This window comes from Streptomyces sp. NPDC096013 (assembly GCF_044763565.1).
GTDB lineage: Bacteria > Actinomycetota > Actinomycetes > Streptomycetales > Streptomycetaceae > Streptomyces.
On record NZ_JBIWGK010000014.1, the window covers coordinates 42,975 to 61,326 of the forward strand.

Genomic DNA, 18,352 nt, shown 5'->3' on the forward strand with positions numbered 1-18,352 from the left:
GATCGCGCCGACTGATCCGGGTGAGAAGGAGCCCAGGCCGGCCGGAATGCGGCGGGAACTCCGGCAGGCGCGCACAGGTGCCTGGCACCCTGTCACCGCCGCGATGGCTGGCTGCTAGCGTTCCGGCGCATGGAAGACGGCGTGTACGTGGGTAATGCGGGCAAAGACGCGGCACTGGACCGGGGGTGGCTGCTAGGGCACTTCAAGGAGGAAGGCAGTCCCCTCCACAGTGATGCTGTGGAGGTCAAATGGGGCGTACACCCGCGTGGCGAACAGCGGGCGCAGTGGGTGAAGGGCGAAGTGCGCGCAGCTCTCCTGGTCCTGATCTCAGGTCGCTTCCGTCTGGAGTTCCCCGGTCGAAGCGTGCTGTTGGAAGAACAGGGCGACTATGTCGTCTGGGGCCACGGAGTGGATCACTCCTGGACCGCGGAGGACGAGTCCGTGGTACTGACTGTGCGCTGGCCTTCCGTGCCCGGATACGCCGTACCGCAAGAGGAAGCCCAGGCCGGTACCCCTTGACCGGGTGAGGTCCGCCGGAACATGGAGCACTCTTTGCGCGCAATGGTGTTTCGTCGAACTCCAGGGGAAAACGTGTGAGGTTGTGGAACCATTATTCCCATATGGGAGTTTCATGGGCCTCTTTTTCGATGTGGGTGTTCTGTGAGGTGTTGCGGAATGTCGAGTATTGACATGTCCTGAGCCCGTGATTGATGATTACGACCACGTCACGGAGTCCCGGAAAGGAATCCGGGAGTGCAGAAAAAAGACGTGACCAGGTAATTGGCCAGTAATTTCAGGAATCGAATTATCGAATCGCCTGGCCGCCACAGGCCTCTTCGCTCCGTGGACCCGCCCCCTGTCAACCACCTGACGTGTCGCCCCGTCCCGAGGTGACGGTTCCGCGGTGTCGGCGCCCCGCGCATCCCGGCCGTCGGCCCGCGCCCCGCCCCCCACCACGACGCGCGCTCGATGGCGAGCCCGCCCCTTCACGGCCGACGGCAGTCCGGTGATCCCGGCTCCGCGCGCTCGATGTCACCCCGCCCCACACCGATGGGAAGGTCAGGTATCGCCGGTGCACACCACCCCCCACCCTGTCCCCACTCCACGCGCGTCCACCGGGACGGCCACGGGCGGCGCCGAGCGAGCGCCCCGCATCCGGCCCGCCTCCTTCGGCCAGCGGCGACTGTGGTTCCTGGCCCAACTCCCGGGCGCGAACACCGCGTACAACGAGACGATCGCCTTCTCCCTGACCGGCCGGCTCGATGCCGTGCTGCTGTCCCGCGCCTTTGACGCCCTGACTGACCGTCACGAGACGCTGCGGACAAGGCTGGTGGCCGCGGAGGGGGACGTACGCCAGCACATCGACCCACCGGGCGGGGGATTCGCGCTGACCGTCGAGGACCTCACCACCGACGACGACCCCGAGGCGGGGGTGGCGGCCCGCCAACTCAACGAGGAACAAAGGCCGTTCGACCTCGACACCGGGCCACTCGGCCGCGGACGCCTTCTCATCCTCGGCCCCGAACGCCACGCACTCTTGCTGACGTTCCATCACAGCATCTACGACGGCGCCTCGATGAACGTCATGATGGACGAACTGGGCGTGCTCTACGGGGCGTTCGCGGTCGGCGCCCCGGACCCGCTGCCCCCGCTCGCGGTGCAGTTCGCCGACCACACGCAGACCCGGGAGCAGGCCGTCCTCGACGGTGCGCTCGCCGACCAGGAGGAGTACTGGCTCCGCGCGCTGGACGACGCGCCGCCCGTCCTGGAACTGCCCACCGACCGCCCACGGCCGACGGAACAGCACTACGCGGGCGGGCGGGCCGAGTTCAGCCTCGACGCCGAGACCACCACCGCACTCCGGGGCCTGGCCAGGCGGCACGGGGCGACCTCCTTCGTCGCCGTACTGGCAGGCTGGGTGATTCTCCTGTCGCGTCTCTCCGGACAGGAAGACATCGTTGTCGGCAGCCCCTTCGCCAACCGGCGCGGCCCCGGAGCGGCCGGGCTCATCGGCTTCCTCGTCAACTCCCTCCCGTTGCGCATCGATCTGTCCGGCTCCCTCACCGTGTCCGAGGCCCTCACCCGCACCCGCGCCGCCGTCCGCGAGGCCCTCGCGCACCAGGACCTGCCCTTCGAGCGCATCGTCGAACTGGTCAACCCGCCCCGCAGCGCCTCCCGTACGCCCCTCTTCCAGACCATGATGGCCTGGGTGCCCGAACGCCGGGACCTGCTGCACCTGCCCGGAGTGGACGCCCAGCCACTGCCGATCGCCCACGCCCCGGCCAAGTTCGACCTCGCCGTCTCGGCGACCGAGTCCGACGGCCGCATATCCGGGCACCTCGACTATGCGGCGGCGCTCCTCGATCACGACACGGCCGAACGCTGGGCCGCACATCTTCGGCATCTGGTCACGGACATGGCCCGGCATCCCGAACGGGACGTCAGGGCGCTGGAGTTGATGACGCCGCAGGAACGCGGACGGGTGCTGCTGGACGGCGACGCCACGCAGCCGATCGCCCCCGACGACTGCGCCGCCCCGAACGCGAGCACCCCGCACCACGGTGCCGTCCCGCAGCCGACGCCCTCCGGTCCCTTCCCGCCCACCGCGACCGGACTCGTCGAACTCTTCGAGACCCAGGCCCGCGAGCGCCCCGCACACACCGCCGTGGTCGACCGCGACGACTCGCTCGACTACGCGACTCTCGACCGCCGGGCCAACCACCTCGCGCACGCCCTCACCGCCCGCTCCGTCCGCCCCGGTGACGTCGTCGGCCTGCACGCGAAGCGGTCCCGCGACCTGGCCGTCGGCATCCTGGGCATCCTGAAGGCCGGCGCCGTCTACCTTCCGCTCGACCCGGGCCAGCCCGCCGCGCGCCTCGCGACGATGGTCGAGGACGCGGCCTGCCCCGTCGTCCTGAGCGACCACGACAGCGCGGACCGCCCACCGCAATGGCTCGACCTGAGCGCCGTAGAAGCCGAAGGGGCGACCCGGCACGGGCCACCCACAGGTGTCGATCACGCGCCGGACCGGCTCGCCTACGTGATCTTCACCTCCGGGTCCACGGGACGGCCCAAGGGCGTCGCGGTCGAGCACCGCAGTGTCCTCAACCTCTTCGCCGGCTGGCACGCCCGCATGGCCACCGCCCCCGGCGAGGTCGGTTCGGCCTGGTCCAGCATCGGGTTCGACGCCTCGATCCATGAACTGCTGCTGCCGCTGACCACCGGCGGTGAACTGCACATCGTCCCCGAGGAGTTGCGCGGCGACCCCGAGGCGTTACTGGCGTGGATGCGTGGACACGCCGTGACCCAGGCGTTCCTGCCGCCCGCCTACGTCAAGTGGATCGACGAGGACCCGGCCGTACGACTGCGCGGACTGCCGCTGCGCAAGCTGCTCACGGGAGTCGAGTCCCTCACCGAAGCCGCGCTGCACCGCATGACACAGCACCTCCCGGGCCTGCGGATCTGCTTCGGCTACGGCCCCACCGAGGCGACGCTCTACAGCACCGCCTACTACGACCCCGGCCCGCTGGAGCGGTCGTGCCCCATCGGGCGTCCGCTGCCCGGGACCCGTATGTACATCCTCGACAGCCGCATGGAACCCGTCCCGCCCGGCGTGGCGGGGGAGGTGTACCTCGGCGGGGCCTCGCTGGCCCGCGGCTATCTGGGCCGCCCCGACCTCACCAAGGAACGGTTCCTGGCCGACCCGTTCATGCCCGGCGAACGGATCTACCGCACCGGAGACCTCGCCCGGCGCCTGCCCGACGGCCAGACCCACTACCTGGGGCGCGCCGACGACCAGGTCAAACTCCGCGGCTTCCGCATCGAACCCGCGGAGGTCGAGGCCGCGCTCATGTCCCTGCCCGGCGTCCGTGAGGCCGCCGTCCTCGTCGACCGGGACGCGACGGGCCAGCCCCGCCTGATCGCCGGCATCGGCCGGGGCACCGCGCCGACCCGCACCGCCCACGACTGGCGCACCGCCCTCGCCCGCCGACTGCCCGACTACATGATCCCCGCCGCCTTCCTCGACCTCGACACCCTGCCGCTCAACCGCAGCGGAAAACTCGACCGGCCCCAACTCCTGCGCCTGGCCCAGGAGTCGACCTCCACCCAGGTCAACACGGCCGCCCCGCGCGACCACATCGAACACGGCCTGTACCGGATATGGCAGCAGATCCTGCTCCACCCCGACATCGGCGTCAGCGACAACTTCTTCGACATCGGCGGCACTTCACTCTCGGCCATCAAGATGGCCCACGCTGTCACCGAGACCTTCGGCCGCCGCCTCCCGGTGGGCGAGGTGATGACCCGCCCCACTATCGAGACCCTGGCCGCCCTGCTCCGCGAGGACCGCACCGCCCCCGCCCCCGGCAGCCTCATCGAGTTCCGCCACGGCAGCGGCCCGCGCGTGGTCTGCGTCCACCCCGCGGGCGGCACCGCCTTCTGCTACCTGCCCCTGGCCACCCTCCTGCCCGACACCGTCGCCCTGTACGGCATCCAGTCCCCGGGCGTGAACCCCGACGAGGACCTCCTGCCCAGCGTCGAAGCCATGGCCGAGGAGTACCTCCGCCTCATCGAACCGCTCGGCGACGAACCCCTGGTCCTGACCGGCCTGTCCTACGGCGGGCTCGTCGCCCACGAGATGGGACGCCTGCTGGCGGGCGCCGGACACCGGGCCGTCAGCGTCGTCCTCCTCGACACCCAGGCCACCGACGACGCATCCGCCCGCGCGGAGATCGGCGCCGTCGACGCGGCCGAGTTCCGCGACAAACTCGTGAGGTTCAACGGGATGTACCCCGGCATCGACGACGCCCAGGTCGACCGCTACTTCCACCTCTACAACCACAACCGCCTCACCGCCCGCGAACACCTCCCGGCGCCCTCCTTGGCCCGGCTGATCCTCGCCCAGGCCGTCCCGGACGGCGACGACACGCCCTTCCACGGCGAGGTCCGCGCGTTCTGGCGGCGCCGCGCCGAGGGCGAGTACCGCGTCGAGACGATGGAGTGCGACCACTGGGAGATCCTGGAAGGCGCCGGAGCGGCCCAGGTCGCCACGCTGCTCGCCGCCGAACTGGCCCACCACGAAGCGCAGTCGACCCTCTCCATACGGGAGGCGTGATGGACCTCCGCCCCGCCTCCGGCATCTCCCCGGCCCCTTCGCGATCCGCCTCCCTCGCCGAGGCCGTGCTGGCCCAGGCCCGCCGCACCCCCTCCGCCGTCGCCGTCGAGGACGGCAACCGGACCCTCGACCACGCGGAACTCGAACAGCTCAGCGGCCGAGTGGCAACCCGGCTGCACGAGGCCGGAGTTCGCCCCGGTCACGCGGTCGCCGTACACCTGCCCCGCTCCTGGCAGCTGATCTGCGTCATGCTCGGCATCCGCCGCGCCGGAGCCACCGTCGTCCCCCTCGACCGGCTCAGCCCGCCCGACCGGCAGCGTCACATCCTCGACGACTCGGGAGCCGTCGCCGTCGTGCACGAGCGAGGGCAAACATCCCAACTGCCGGGCCGCATCACCGCGTTGGACTCCCACCTGCTCCTCGGCGCTGACGACACCGACCTGCCCGCTGTACCGCCGGTGCACCCCGGCGACACCGCCACGGCCTTCGTCTTCTACACCTCCGGCAGCACGGGACACCCCAAAGGCGTCGAGGTCACCGACGACGGAATACTGCGCCTGGCCCGCCCCGGATACCTGGACCTGCGGCCCGGCGCCCGCATGGCCTGCCTGGCCAACCCCGCCTTCGACGCGCTCAGTTTCGAGGTGTGGGTCCCGCTCCTGACCGGCAGCGTCTGCGTCGTGCTCGACGACACCCAGGCCCACAGCGCGCACCGGCTCGCCGAAGCGCTCACCGAGCGCCGCGTCGACACGCTGTTCATCACAACGGCCTTGTTCAACGCGGTCGTCGAGCAGGTACCCGACTGCTTCGCCACCATCGGACAGGTCCTCGTCGGCGGTGAACAGCTCAACGCCCGCATCATCCGCCGCTGGTACGCGACCAACCCCGCCGCCCCCACCGTCCTGCACAACGTGTACGGCCCGACGGAAGCGACGACCTTCGCGCTCTGCGGCCCCATCCCACGCGACGTCGACGGCGACACCATCCCCATCGGCACCCCGCTCCCCGGCACCGGCACCCTCCTGCGCACCGAGGACGACCGCACCGCCGAGCCCGGCGAGGTCGCCGAACTCCTGCTGTCCGGACCGGCGTTGGCCCGCGGCTACCGCAACCTCCCGGAACAGACAGGGCGCAGCTTCGTACGCCTGCGGGAGGAGAGCGGCGGCGAACAGCGCTGGTACCGCACCGGCGACCTCGTCCGCCAGGACACGGAAGGCCGGATCACCTACGTCGGCCGGGCCGACCGGCAGGTCAAGGTGCGCGGCTTCCGCATCGAACCCGGCGAGGTGGAGCGCCAGATCCTGGCCCAACCCGCCGTCCGCCAGGCCTACGTCTGCACCCGCCGCGACACGTCGGACCGCAGCGAACTGCTCGCCTTCCTCGTCCCGGACGACGACCTCTCCTACGACGCCTACGACCGCCACCTCGCCGCCGCCCTGCCCTCGTACATGCGGCCCCACCACACGTACCTCGTCCCCGAGTTGCCGCGCAACGCCAACGGCAAGGTCGACCGGGCGGCCCTCCTGCGCGACGCCGGTGCCCCGTGGCGCGGCACGCCCGAGGACGACGCGCCCGTCAGCGCCGAGCAACGGCGCGTACTGGCCGTCGCGGAGGACATCCTCGCCGTCAACGGCCTGCGCCCCGGCGACCGTTGGGCCGCGAGTGGTGGTGACTCCCTCAAGGCGCTGCGCTTCCGCTTCGAGATCCTCAGCCGCTTCGCCGTCGACCTCCCGCACGACCTCGTCCTGCGGGCCGACTTCGCCGCCCTCGCCGACGCCGTACACGCCCCTGGGGCGGGCGTGGGCGAACACCCGCCCGTGCCCGGCCCCTCCGGTGAGCCGTCGGCTCCGGCCACCGGCGAGCAGGAACGCCTCTGGCTGCTCCATCAGCGGAATCCCGAGGACCGCGCCTACGACGTGCCGCTCGCCTTCCGCGTCCGGGGCAGCGTCGACACGGCCGGCCTGCACCGCGCGGTGCGCGCCATGGTGGAACGGCATGTGGCCCTGCGCACCCGGCTGGTCCCCACCCCTGAGGGGCTGGTCCAGCAGGTCGGCGATCCCTACGACCCGTGGCAACACCTCGAAGGCCGCCCGGGGGAGGAGTGGCAGGACACCGCCGACCGCTTCTTCGCGCACCGCTTCGACCTCGGCGACGCGCGGATGCTGCGGGCCGCCTGGGTGACACAGCCCGACGGCGGACTCCTGCTCCTGCACCTCCACCACGTCGCGGTGGACGGCTGGTCCCTCAACCTCCTCCTCCACGACCTGACCGACGCCCGCGCCGCCGCCGGAACCCAGCCGTCACCCGCGCTCACCCCCCTCGACTTCGCCCGCTGGCAACGCACATGGCACACGAGCCCCGGCTACGAGGGCCGCCGCGCACGCCTGCGCTCGCACTACGGTCGCGACGGCGAACCGTCCCCTGCACTGCCGGCCCCCCTCGTGCCACGGGCCCGCCTACTGCGCACCTCGCTCGACCTGGTCCGGCGCGGCGCACTGGACCGACGCGCCGCACAACTCGGCCTGACCCGCTTCCAGTTGCTGGTGTCCGCGTTCGCCGCCAGCCTGTACGGCGTGACCGGACAAGGCCGTCCGCTGGTCGCCACACCGGTGGTGAACCGGCCCCGGCCCGAATTCGCGGACACGGTCGGCATGTTCGCCAACACCGTGCTCCTGGACCTTCCGACGGACCCGAACCGCTCCCTGGGCGCACAACTCGCCGTCCACGCCGATGCCGTTCACGCCGTGCTCCAGGACCAGGAGGTCGCCCTCGCCGACGTCCTCGCGGACGGCGCCTTCCGCGAGCGGACCCCCTTGTTCGACTACCTCTTCGTCCTGGAGAACACCGACTTCTCGGCACTGCGCCTGGACGGCTGTGAGGTGCGGCCGGTGTGGCCCGAGCCGTTGGGTGCCAAGTGCGCGCTCACGCTGTCGGTCGTGGAACACGAGGGCGGGTTCGACTGCCGGTGGGAGTACCGCGACGACATCGGCGCCGAACGCGCCCAGGCCGCGACCCTTCTCTTCCGCCAGACCCTCGACCACCTGACCGGTGACGCCGACATCACCCTGCACGAACTCGTCGCCGACTACCGCCGCACCCTGCCCGACCACGGCCGAGGCCCCACGCGCACACCGGACTTCACCACCGTCGCCGACGCCTTCGCCCGACAGGCCGCCGACACCCCACACGCCCCGGCCGTCACCACCGGCGAATCCACCCTCACCTACGCCGAACTCGACGCCCAGGCAGCCCAGTTGGCGACCGCACTCGCCCCCCGCCTCCCGGCGGACCCCGCCACCCCGGCGGCCGTGGCGCTCTACCTCCAGCCCTCCGCCGAACACATCGTGGCGCTCCTGGCGGCTGCCCGCCTCAACCTCACCGTCGTACCGCTCGACCCGGCCTACCCGCCGCACCTGCTGCGGCACGTCCTCGACCAGGCGGACCCCCTGTGCGTGCTCGTCGCACCCGAGGACGAAGACATCCTCGACGCGATCGCGCCCGCGTCCCTGCCCCGGCATCTCCTCACCCTCGCCGACAGCCCCACCGCCACAGCACCCCGACTCCGCACGCACCAGGGCCTCCGCCCGCTCTACACCCTGTTCACGTCCGGCTCCACCGGCACGCCCAAAGGCGTCCAGGTCTCCGACCTGACCCTGTGCAACCTGCTGACTTGGCAGCGCACCGACGGCGGCCTGGCCGGGCCCGCCGTCACCCAGCAGTTCTCCATGCTGTCCTTCGACGTCTCCTTCCAGGAGATCTTCACCACCCTCTGCTCCGGCGGCCTCCTGCGCCTGGTGCAACCCGCCTGGCGGCACGATGTCCCCACCCTGCTCAGGGAGTTGGAGACCGGGGGAGTCGAGCGGATCTTCCTGCCGTACGTCGCCCTGCAACTCCTCGCCGAACACGGAGTGCGCACCGGGCAGTTCCCGTCCCGGCTGCGTGAAGTCATCACGGCGGGCGAGCAGTTGGTGTGCACCGACGCGATCCGCCGCTGGTTCGACGGCCTGCCGGACGCCCGCCTGTTCAACCACTACGGCCCCACCGAGACGCACGTCGTCAGCAGCCTCTGCCTCGGAGGCGATCCGGCCGCCTGGCCGTTGCGCCCCGCGATCGGACGGCCGGTCTCGAACGCCATCCTGCGCGTCGTCGACGAAGGCGGACACCCGGTCCCGCCCGGTGTCACCGGCGAGCTGCGGATCGGCGGCCTCATGGCCCACCGCTGCTACGTCGGCGACAGCGCACCGCACGCCGACCGCTTCACCGACGACCCCGACCTCGGCACCTTCTACCGCACCGGCGACCTGGCCCGCTTCGACGCACAGGGCCTGCTGCACTACGCGGGCCGTGACGACAGTCAGGTCAAACTCGGCGGTCACCGGCTGGAGTTGGGACAGGTCGAGGCCGCGCTGCTGCTGTACCCAGGGGTGACCCACGCGGTCGCGGCGGTGCAGGACGGCCGGCTGGTGGCGTGTCTGCAATGCCGGGGCGACGACCCCGACCTGGCGGATCTCACGGATCATCTGGCCCGACTGCTGCCGGCCTATGTGCGCATCGGCCGCTTCCGCCGCCTGACCGAACTGCCCCGCACACCCAGCGGCAAGCTGGACCGCCAGGCGGCCCTCACCGCCCAGGGCCGCGAACTGCGCCCGGCCGGCGCGACCGCCCCGCCCCTGACACCGCTCGAAGGGCGACTGGCCGCGCTGTTCGAGACGGTGACCGGCAAGACGATCGGCGTGGACCAGCGGTACTTCGACGCGGGCGCCACCAGCCTGGACCTGATGCGCTTCCAGCTCCGCTGCGCCGGCGAAGGCGAACTGGCCTTCACCGTGCCGGAGTTGTTCGAGCACGTCAGCCTCCGCGCCCTGGCCCGCCTCATCGAGGAACGCACGACGGCGGGCCCGCGCGCGACCGCCGTGATCGCCCACCTACCGGCGGGGGAGCGGGCCGACGAGCCCATCGCCGTCGTCGGGATGGCCGTACGGCTGCCCGGCGCCCCCGACCTGGCCGCCTTCTGGGATCTGGTCGTCTCCGGCCGACGGGGCATCGAGCACTTCCCGACCTCCGACGAACGGGTCGGCGCCCGCAGCCAGTTGGCGGGGATGCTCGACTTCGATCCCGGCCGCTTCACCATCAGCCCGCACGAGGCCCGGCTCATGGACCCCCAGCAGCGGCAGCTCCTGATGAACTGCGTCGAGGCACTCGCCCACGCCGGCATCGGAGACCCGTCGGCCGACCGCGTGGGACTGCTGGCCGCCTGCGGGGAGAACACCTACTTCCAGAACATGCTGCGCGAGGCCGACCGGACCGCCCTGCCCGACACCTTCCGGCTCGCCCTGCACCACGAGAAGGACTTCCTCGCCACCAAGGCCGCCTACCATCTCGGCCTGACAGGACCCGCGTTCACCGTGCAGTCCGCGTGCTCCAGTTCGCTCGTCGGCGTGCATGTCGCCGCCGGGCTGCTCCGGCAGGGAGACGCCGATGTGATGCTCGTCGGCGGTGTCCTCGTCGACACCGACCTGACCGACGGCTACACCTACCGGCCTCAGCACATCTTCTCGCCGGACGGCCACTGCCGGCCCTTCAGCGCGGACGCCGCAGGCACCGTCGGGGCCAGTGGAACGGGCGTCGTGGTCCTCAAGCCACTCTCCGCCGCCCGCCGGGACGGGGACACCGTCTACGCCGTCATCACCGGCTCGGGCATCAACAACGACGGTTCGGACAAGCTCAGTTACAGCGCCCCAGCCCTCGCCGGACAACGCGCCGCGCTCCGCACCGCCCTCCACCGCAGCGGCCGCACCGGCGCCGACATCGGCTATGTGGAGGCCCACGGCACCGGCACCCGCCTCGGCGACCCGGTGGAGACGGCCGCACTGCGCCAGGCGTACGGCCTGACCGACGACTCACGCGTGGCGCTGTCCTCGGTGAAGAGCCAGATCGGACATCTGGGCGCCGCCGCGGGCGTCGTCGGCATGGTCCGCGCCGTGCTCGCCGTGCACCACGGAATCGTCCCGCCCACGGCGGACTTCGACCGGCTCAACCCGGAGATCGACGACGGCCCCTTCCGTATCCCGGTCACGGCCGAACCCTGGCCGCGGGACCGTCCCCGCGTGGCCGCCGTCAGCAGCTTCGGCATCGGCGGGACCAACGCCCATCTTCTGCTGGAGAACGAGGACGCCGAGCAAGTCGCCGACCACGTGGACGAGTTGGTCCCGTGCCTGGTGCTGTCCGCCGGCTCCGAGGCCGCCGTACGCGCGGACGGCCGCCGTATCGCCGCCTACCTGAAGGCGCACCCCGAGACCTATCCGCAGGTCCTGCGCCATCTCCAGGCTGGACGGCCCGCGCTCGCGCACCGGGCGGCGGCGGTCTGCCCGGACGTCACCTCCGCCGTCGCGTGGCTCGAAGCGCCGGAAGTCGTGGCCACACAGCCGCAGACCGGGCCAGCGAAGGCCGGGGACGCGTACGACCGAGCCGAGGCCTGGACGTCCGGGCACACCCTCGTCCGGCCCGAAGGCCCCGCCTCCGCACCCTGGGACTTTCCGCCACCCGCCTTCGAGACGGCGGAGTACGACTTCCCGCGCCAGCCCATCGCGGCCCCGGCCGACGAGCCCGAACCGCCGGTCGGGCCGCGGCGGTTGCCCGCCGACCAGTGGCTGCACCAGCCGCAGTGGACGCGCCTGCGGCGGGCCCGTATCGGAACGCACGAGCCGCGGCGCACCGCCGTGGTGGTCGCACCGGCGGACATGGGCGACACCTCGTGGCGGTTCCTGGAACGGCACTACGCCCGCGTCGTGACCGTGCGAGCCGGGGAGACGTTCACTCGTCTCGACGAGGACCGCTACGAGGCCGATCCCGCCGACTCCGGGCAACTCGCGGCGCTGCTGGAGCAGTTCACCCGGGAAACCGGACCCGGCGTCGACTGGCTGCACGCACTGCCGCTCGTTCTCGACGGCAGCCTCGACGAACACGCCCTGGAGGCAGCTCAGTTCGCCTGCCTGGACACGGTCGCCGCGCTCGCCCGCGCGCTGGCCGACGTCCCCGACGCCGTAAGGCCCCGCGCCTGGCTGCTGTCCCACGGCGCACAGCCGGTCACCGGTTCCGTACACACCCCCGAGGCGGGCCTGCTCGCCGCCGCCCTCGAAGTGCCCCGGCAGGAACTCGGCGTGACGCTGCGCTGGATCGACCTGCCCGGACCCCGCCCGGCCGACTGGGCGGCACACCTCCCCGACCTGCTCCTGGACGACACGACCACCGAACCGGCGACCGCGCTGCGGGACGGCTTCTGGTGGCGGCGCACCCTTCAATCGGTCCAGGTCCCCAAGTCCCCCTCGGCCGCCGTCCGTTCGGCCGCACCCGGCACCCATCTGGTGCTCGGCGGCACCGGAGGCATCGGCGCCACCCTCGCCGCCCGCCTCCTCGAACACCCCAGCAACCGCGTGGTCCTGGTCGCCCGAGGCACCGAGACACCGCCCGCGCTACGGCCGCACCAGGACCGCGTCACCCTGGTCCCGGCCGACCTCGCCACGGACGACCTGACCGCCGTCGCCGACCGGCTGGCCCCGCACCTCGACGGCCTCGCCGGCATCGTCCACGCCGCCGGAACGGCCGCCGGGGGACTCCTCGCCCGCCGTGACCCCGCCACCGCACGGCGTGCCACCGTCGTGAAGCTGCGCGCCGCCCTGCTCGTCGAACGGCTCATCGCCGAGCACGACCCGGACTACGCGGCCTACTGCTCGTCGATGGCGGCCCGGTTCGGGGGCGTCGGACAGTTCGACTACGCGGCGGCCAACGCCTGCCTGGACGCCTACGCGCACCACGCTCCCTCTGGCGACGACGCCACCACCGTCCGGATGAGCATCGGTTGGGACGCGTGGCGGGACGTCGGCATGGCGCAGCACGCCCTGACCACCGACGCCCGCCACCAGGAACACCTCAAGGTGGCACTCACCCCCGAGGACGGAGCGGCCGTCTTCGAGCGGGCCCTGCATCTCCAGTTGCCGCACCTGATGGTCAACACCACACCCCTGTCGGAGAGTTGCTACTTCTACGAACAGGCACCCGACGAGCGAGCTGTGTCCTCGGCGCCCTCCGCGCCCGATGCGCACTCGGAGCCGTCCGCGCAGCCCGTCCCCACCGATCCCACCGCCGAACTCACCGAGATCCTCCTCGACCTCCTCGGCGTGGACACCGTCGACCCGCAGGCCGCCCTCTACGACCTCGGCGCCGACTCACTCACCCTCCTGGAACTCATCGACGAGGTGAAACGCCGCTTCGGCACCGACATCGACCTCTCCCGGCTCAGCCACCGGGTGAGCCTCGACGAGATCCTCGGCCACCTCGACACCGGCACACGCGCGTCCGCCGTCGTGGACGTCGAGGTGTGGCAGCGCGGTGCCGGCCCGGACGTGCTGTGCCTGGTGCATCCCGTCGGCGGCGACATCCAGGCCTACCGGCCCCTGGTGGCGGCCCTGCCCGACGAGTTGACCGTCTGCCTCATCGCCGACCCGAAGCTGCGCGACCCGGCACAGCCCGCCCGCTCGATCACCGACCGCGCCGCGCACTACCTGGACGCCGTCCGGGCCGCTTTCCCGGACCCCGACGTCCGCCTGAGCCTTGCCGGTTGGTCCTTCGGCGCCTGGACCGCCCTGTCCATGGCGGCACAGGCCGAGACCGAGGGCCGACCCGTCGAAGGCGTCCACCTCCTCGATCCACCGCCACCCGGCTCCGGACAACGACTCGCCGCCTACGACGACCAGCAGGTGGACGCCGTGTTCGCCCGTGAGCTGAGCGGCAACGGCGGCGGTGACGGACGGCTGTCCGAGTCCGGCCGCGCCTACGCGGAGCGCCTCGCCCACTGCTGCCGCACCAACCTCGCCGCCATGGCCGAGCACCGGCTCCCGCGACTCGACCGGACGCCCGCCGAGATATGGATCGCCGAACGCGCCGTAGAGGACGGGGCGTTGGGGCCGGACCCGACCGTGCCCGATGCCTGGGACCCTCATCTGCCTCGCCCCGTCCGGCTTCACCACGTCGACGCCACACACTACGAACTCGTCGCGGAACCCCACGTGCGGGCGATCGCCGACGTACTCGCAGCGGGGGCGCGGACCGCGTTGCCCCAGTCCGCCGGAAGAGGGTGAGGAGGTCACCGTGGAGTACGCCCACACCCGTCTCCCCGAGCGGACCTCGTCGCGTACGGCGGTCGCCGAGCCCGATGTCACCGGACTACAGCGCCCCGACTTCTCCAGGGCCGACGACACGATCCACGGCGGCCGTCTCGTCCTGTCCGAACTCCTCGACCGAGGCCCGTAGGCAACCGCAGCTCACCCCCCACCCCACACCGACACACCCTGGAGGTCCCTCATGGAGGACTACGCGCTCAAGGCCGTCGAGCGGCTCACCACCCGTCCCGCCGAGCCCTACGAGACCCTGTCCGTCGCGCCGATCACCCCGGTGCTCGGCGCGGAGGTCAGCGGCCTCGACCTGTCCCAGGAGCTGACGCCCCAGCAGGAGAAGGAACTCAAGCACGCGTTCCAGACCCACCACGTCCTCGTCTTCCGCGACCAGGACATCACCCCCGAGGAACACAAGCGGTTCGCGGGCGTCTTCGGCGAACTGCACCCGGTGGCCCTCGCCCCCGAGGGGTCCGACCCGTACATCCTGGAGATCAAGGCGACCAAGGAGTCCCGGGCGGTGGCCGGCAACGGCTGGCACTCCGACGGCACCGCCGACCCCGAACCCTCCCTCGGCTCACTGCTCTACATCACCACCATCCCCGAGGGCGGCAGCGGCGGCGACACCGTCTTCGCCAACATGCACCTCGCCTACGAACTGCTCTCCCCGGCGATGCAGGCCTTCCTCGGAACCCTCACCGCCCTCCATGACGGCGCCCTGCCCTGGACCGCCGCAGGACAGACCCCGCCGCCCGAGTACGAGGTGCCGCGCACCGAACAGCCCGTCGTCGTCCGCCACCCCGAGACCGACCGCAAGCTGCTGTTCGTCAACGCCCCCTACACCTCGCACATCACCCAGCTGTCCCGCCCCGAGAGCGACGCACTCCTCGGCATGCTGTACGCGCACATCGCCCGCACCCCGATGCTGCACTGCCGGGTCCGCTGGCAGGAGCGCACCCTCGTCCTCTGGGACAACCGCAGCGTCCAACACCACGCCGTCTGGGACTACTTCCCGCACACCCGGGAGGGCCGCCGCATCGCGGTCGACGGCAGCCGCCTGCACGCCTGACCCCGTGCACCTCGGTGCTCGTCCCCGGACGGTTCAGTCGTCTTCCCCGAACGGCAGGGAGTCGAGGTCCCCGGTGAAGTCCGCCGCGTCCGGGAACATCAACTCCAGCGCCTCGTCCGGGAGTTCGGGCCGGGCTCCGGGGCCGGTGAGCGACTGCTCCGTCCAGATGCACTTGCCCGTCGGCGTGTAACGGGTGCCCCAGCGCTGGGTCAGGGCCGTGACCAGCTGGAGACCGCGACCGCCCTCGTCGGTGTCCGTGGCGCGGCGGATGCGGGGCATCGTCAGGCTGCCGTCGAAGACCTCGCAGATCAGCTCGGCGCCGTGCAGCAGCCGCAGGCTGACCGGGCCCTTCGCATGGCGTACGACGTTGCCGACCAGCTCGCTCGCGAGGAGTTCCGTGGTCGGGGTCAGGTCCTCCAGGCCCCAGGTGCGCAGCTGTTCGCGGACATGGCGGCGGGCCTGGCCTGCCGCTCGCGGGTCCTCGGGCAGCGGCCAGGAGGCGATCCTGTCCCCGGTCAGGGCGTGCAGCCGGGCCACGAGCAGAGCGGCGTCGTCGGCCGTCGGGTGCTCGGCGGGCAGCAGCCCCTCGGTGAGGGTGTCGCAGAGCTGCTCCAGGTCGGCCTCCCCACCGGACTCCGTGCGGTACGCCGTACGGAGGAGCCGGGCCAGGTCGGCCATGCCCTCGTTCATCTCGCGCTTCGACGACTCCACGAGACCGTCGGTGTACAGCACCAGCAGACTGCCCTCCGGCACCTTCAACTCGACCGTCTCGAAAGGCGGTTCAGCCGCACCGAGAGGCGGATCGGCCGACAGTTCGGGGAAGTGCACGGTGCCGTCCGGGTACACCACCGCCGGTGGCGGATGACCGGCCCCGGCGATGGAACAGATCTGGGTCGTCGAGTCGTAGAGCGCGTACAGACAGGTCACGTACGACTCCTCGCCCATGCCGGCGACGAGGTCGTTCAGGTGGCTCATGATCTCGTCGGGCGGCAGCTCCAGGTCGGCGAGGGTGTGCAGCGCGGTGCGCAGGCGGCCCATCGTCGCCGCCTCCGGGAGGCCGTGGCCCATGACGTCGCCCACCACCAGGGCCACCTGACCGCCCGAGAGCGGGATGACGTCGTACCAGTCGCCGCCCACGTCCATGCCCTGGCCCGCGGGCAGGTAGCGGGCCGCCGCGGTGCACGCCGGCACGTCGGGCAGGGCGCGGGGGAGCAGGCTGCGCTGGAGCTCGCGGGACCGGGTGTGCTCGGCGTCGTAGAGCCGGGCCCGCTCCAGGGCCTGGGCGACGAGGGCGCTGATCGTGGTCAGCAGCGTGCGTTCCTCGTCGGTGAGGCGCCGGGCCCGGTCGAAGGCGACGACGCAGACGCCGAAGGTCTTCCCGGACGCCGTCAGCGGGAGGAACGCCCACGCCTGCTTCCCGGCCCGGGCCGGTCTGCCCGCCAGGTCGGGGTAGCGGGCGGTGTAATCGTCGACCGAGGAGAGGAACATCGGCAGACCGGACGCGACCACGTCCCAGGACGGGTCGCCGGGCACCCGGGGGCGGCCCTCGACGGCCGTCAGGAAGTCCTCCGGGTAGCCGTCGGCCCCCACGTTGTACAGCCGGTCGCCCTCGATGGCCTGCACCAGGAGCCCGGTGGCGGCGAACGGCGGCAGCACCCGGCGGGCGACCGCGGCCACCACGTCCTTCGAGGTCGTCGCCTTGGCGAGAGCCGCCGTCAACTCCGCGATACGGGCGGCACGCCGGGCGGCGGAACGCTCGGACGCCCGCCGCTCCTCCTCGTGCTGCCGCTTCTCGGTGACATCGGTGAAGTAGAGGGTGACGCCGTCGGGGCCCGGGACCACCCGCAAGTGGTAGCGGCGGCCGGTGTCGCCCACCCGCGCGTCGAAACCGACCGGCTTCTCCTCGGCGGCGGCCTTCCGGCAGCGGTCCTCCAGTCCGGGGACCTCACGGGCCGAGGGCAGCTCCCACAGCAGGCGCCCGAACAGCTCCTCCTCGGAGAGGCCCAGCGTGCGCTCCGCCTCCAGGTTGGCGAAGGTGATCCGCCACTCGTCGTCCACCGCGAGGAAGCCGTCGCTCATATGGCGCAGGGCGCGGCTCAGCGCGTCGCGGGCGGTCCGGGACTCGTCGCTCTCCCAGCCCACGCCGATCATCCGGAGGGGTTCGCCGTGCTCGTCGTAGGTCGCCCTCCCGCGGGCCCGCGTCCAGCCGTACGTGCCGTCCAGGCGCCGGACCCGGTACTCGGCCTCGAACACGCCGTGCTCGCGGATCGCGCGGTCCACCGCGTCCAGCGTCGGCGCCAGGTCGTCGGGGTGGACGCACGCCATCCAGTTCTCGACCCTGGCGGTGTAGTCCTCAGGTCTGGTGCCGTAGAGCTCCAGGGCCGCCTCGTCCCAGATCAGCTCGCCGCCGCGGATGTCCCAGTCCCACGAGCCGACACTGACCTCCTTCAGAGCCTGCCGGAGCCGGTCGCGGTTGCCGCCGGGCTCAGGGTGGAAGGGACGCGAGGGCGGCGGCGCCTGGCGCATGCGCTCCTCGGTCCAGGCGGCCAGGTCCCGCAGGAACGTCCACCGCTCCGCGGTGGGCTCGCCCTCATCCCCCATGAGAACCGTGAGCGTCCCGATCCTGCGGTCCCCGCCGGACAGCGGCACGGCGGCCAGACCAGTGCCGGGCCAGGCCGGGACCTGGCCCGCGGACGCGGACCGCACCGGCACCCACACGCCGCCGCCGTGGTGCAGCGCGCGGGCCGGGGCCGTAGGACCCTCCTGGTCGATGATCTCCCACGGGCGGGCCAGGGCGGGCGGCAGACCGGTCGACGACACCAGCCGCAGCGCGGACATCGGGCCGCGCAGATGAATCGCACCGCCCAGGGCACCCAGCTCGGCGACCGCGTGCTGGAGCGCCAGCCGGAAGACCTCGCTCTCGGTGACACCGGGGTCGACGGCGGCGAGCAGTGCCAGACGCGCGTTCATACCGTGAATTTTACCGTTCCCGCCTCA

Annotated in this window: 6 protein-coding genes; 5 read left to right on the top strand and 1 reads right to left on the bottom strand. The window is 72.0% G+C overall.

Going from position 1 to position 18,352, the window contains the following annotated elements:
* Positions 1–129 precede the first annotated feature (129 nt).
* From ACIRB1_RS35830 to ACIRB1_RS35850, 5 genes are all read left to right on the top strand, one after another.
* On the top strand, positions 130–519 hold the full coding sequence (locus tag ACIRB1_RS35830) for a signal peptidase I (protein ID WP_403468423.1): 390 nt from the start codon (positions 130–132) through the stop codon (positions 517–519).
* Between the two features lie 553 nt (positions 520–1,072).
* Positions 1,073–5,116, top strand: coding sequence for an amino acid adenylation domain-containing protein (locus tag ACIRB1_RS35835; protein WP_403468424.1), 4,044 nt, complete (start codon positions 1,073–1,075; stop codon positions 5,114–5,116).
* The gene (locus tag ACIRB1_RS35840; RefSeq protein WP_403468425.1) at positions 5,116–14,253 is read left to right on the top strand and encodes an amino acid adenylation domain-containing protein; all 9,138 of its coding nucleotides are present in this window, start codon (positions 5,116–5,118) and stop codon (positions 14,251–14,253) included. The genes ACIRB1_RS35835 and ACIRB1_RS35840 overlap by 1 nt, the downstream gene beginning before the upstream one ends.
* Before the next feature lie 10 nt (positions 14,254–14,263).
* Entirely contained in the window at positions 14,264–14,425 is a 162-nt protein-coding gene (locus tag ACIRB1_RS35845) for a hypothetical protein (RefSeq protein WP_403468426.1), read from the top strand.
* A 51-nt stretch (positions 14,426–14,476) separates the two neighbouring features.
* Positions 14,477–15,355, top strand: a complete 879-nt coding sequence (locus tag ACIRB1_RS35850; protein ID WP_403468427.1) for a TauD/TfdA dioxygenase family protein — start codon at positions 14,477–14,479, stop codon at positions 15,353–15,355.
* A gap of 33 nt (positions 15,356–15,388) precedes the next feature.
* On the opposite strand, the gene ACIRB1_RS35855 is transcribed toward ACIRB1_RS35850, so the two are convergent.
* On the bottom strand, positions 15,389–18,325 hold the full coding sequence (locus ACIRB1_RS35855; protein ID WP_403468428.1) for a SpoIIE family protein phosphatase: 2,937 nt from the start codon (positions 18,323–18,325) through the stop codon (positions 15,389–15,391).
* Positions 18,326–18,352: the final 27 nt, after the last annotated feature.